2 protein-coding genes are annotated in these 2,142 nt (G+C 43.7%); one reads left to right on the top strand and one right to left on the bottom strand.

What is annotated here, in order from left to right; genetic code table 11:
- Nucleotides 1-645, top strand: a 645-nt coding sequence (locus tag NTU69_09605) for a glycosyltransferase family 2 protein (GenBank protein ID MCX5803765.1), incomplete at its 5' end; no start/stop codon positions are given.
- A gap of 627 nt (nt 646-1,272) precedes the next feature.
- On the opposite strand, the gene NTU69_09600 is transcribed toward NTU69_09605, so the two are convergent.
- A partial coding sequence (locus NTU69_09600; GenBank protein MCX5803764.1) for an AAA family ATPase occupies nt 1,273-2,142 on the bottom strand: 870 nt, incomplete at its 5' end.

Below are 2,142 nucleotides of genomic sequence, written 5' to 3'. Positions count from 1 at the left end.
GGAACCCTTTTAGAGGTGATAAAAAAGGTTGAGGAGACCCCATACGACAAAGAGATTATTGTCATTGATGATGGTTCAACGGATGGCACTGTTGAATATCTGAAGGGTCTGAAGGATGACAGGGTAAAGGCAATCTTCCATGAGAAAAATATGGGCAAGGGCGCTGCGATAAGGAGCGGTTTACGGGTTGCGAAAGGAGACGTTATTATCATACAGGATGCAGACCTTGAGTATGACCCGAGGGACTATCCAAAGCTCCTTGAGCCGATTATCGAGGGAAAGGCTGATGTGGTTTATGGTTCAAGGTTTCTCGGCGGGCCTCACAGGGTACTATTTTTCTGGCATTACGTGGGGAACAAATTAATTACGCTCCTGTCGAATATATTTACTGATTTGAATCTCTCTGATATGGAGACAGGGTATAAGGTGTTTAAAAGGGAGGTATTTGATGGCATTGAAATCAAATCGAATAGATTTGGTTTTGAACCTGAGATAACGGCAAAGGTTGCAAAGAAAGGTGTGAGAATATACGAAATTTTCATATCATACTACGGAAGAAGCTATAAGGAAGGGAAGAAGATTACCTGGAAGGATGGTATTAAAGCGCTCCTTGCAATCATAAGATACAACATATTTTCGAGATAAGTCTCGATACTTGATGCTGGATGCTAGTGTCCTGTCCAATACCTTTACAACTCTATTTATGTTTCTTTTGAATTACAGAAAGGAGATTCCCTTCACACTCCGCACTCCATTCCCGACCATCACCCGCAAGCGGGTACCCGAGATTTGCTCCACTTAAACGGGCAAACTTGCCCCGCATGAATGCGGGACTTCGGACATGCCCGTTTCCCCTTCGGGACGTTCCACATCTTCTAAGTATGGTATCCCGATCACTCCGTGATGTCGTGCTACAGGGAACTCCTTTCTCTCCTGAGTGTCCTGTCCCTACACGAAATCACGGAGAAGGTGTGAAAAAATCTTTCCATCGGCTGTATAAGGGCTGGAAGGGTTTTTCTCGATGCGCGACATCGAGTACGGTTTGGGAAACCCACTTTGGCACGTCCGAGAGTTCCCAATGGGACAATCCACGCTGTCTGAGGACAAAGTCCGAGTTCGTGAATTGAGCGAGGACGGGTCATTAGTGGGTAAAGCGCACGGAGCGGAGCAGCGAGAGAAACAGCCTTCCGTAAGACACAAATTGTTTGGGCAACATGCTGTTCAATGGTGTCACTTGACCCCTGGGCCCCTCGACCCCTTGAACCCTGCTTCTTATAAGATACCGAGCAGATTTAATATAAAGAGGATAAGGAAGAAGTTGAGCATGATAAGAACAATTTCCATGATGGATCTGTTTACTTCCTGCTTTTTTCTTACCGACGAAAGGGGAATATTCTCTTCCTGAAGGACCTTGGAGACAGCCCTTTTATCAATCACATTCTTTGATTGGGCATAAAGTAAGAGCAGACACCTGTCACATAAATAATTTATGAGCCTCGGGTATCCCCTTGATGCAGTGTGTATAAGCTTAACTGCATTATCTTTAATATCAAAGTTACTTTTCATGCCTGCCTTGATAAGCCGGTAGCCTATATATGACCTTACCTCGCCATATGAAAGGGGTGCGATATAATAGGTAACAGTAATCCTCTGGGAGAGATGTCTCATGCTCTTATCCCTCAGTTTTTCAATAAATTCAGGCTGTGCGAAAAAGATGGTGTGGAGTATTTTTTGTTTATCTGTTTCTATGTTTGATATAAGCCTGATAAGCTCAAGGAGTTCATTTGAGATAAGCTGTGCTTCATCAATTATGAGAACAGTCTCTTTTCCGTTTGCGAATTCATCCAATAAGAAGGCTTTCAAGGTATCGTAGAGTTCCTTCTTTGTGTTCTGTTCATTTTGAACATTTAATTCTTTCAGCACCTCCTTTATGAATTCTGCTTCATCCATTATAGGATTTAAAATCAGGGCAGTGTTGTAAGTTTTATTTCCAAGGGAATCTATGAATATCCTCGAGAGGGTGGTCTTGCCAGAACCCACATCCCCGTAAATCAATGCAAAGCCTTCCCTCTGGGCGAGGAAGAAGGTCAGACAATCGAGTGCCTCCCTGTGCTGTTTTGATTCATAATAGAAGGCAGGGTC

This window comes from Pseudomonadota bacterium, from assembly GCA_026388215.1.
In the GTDB taxonomy this organism is placed as follows: domain Bacteria; phylum Desulfobacterota; class Syntrophorhabdia; order Syntrophorhabdales; family Syntrophorhabdaceae; genus JAPLKF01.
Note: the sequence above shows the minus strand (reverse complement) of the source record. Positions and strands in the feature narration are given on the sequence as shown.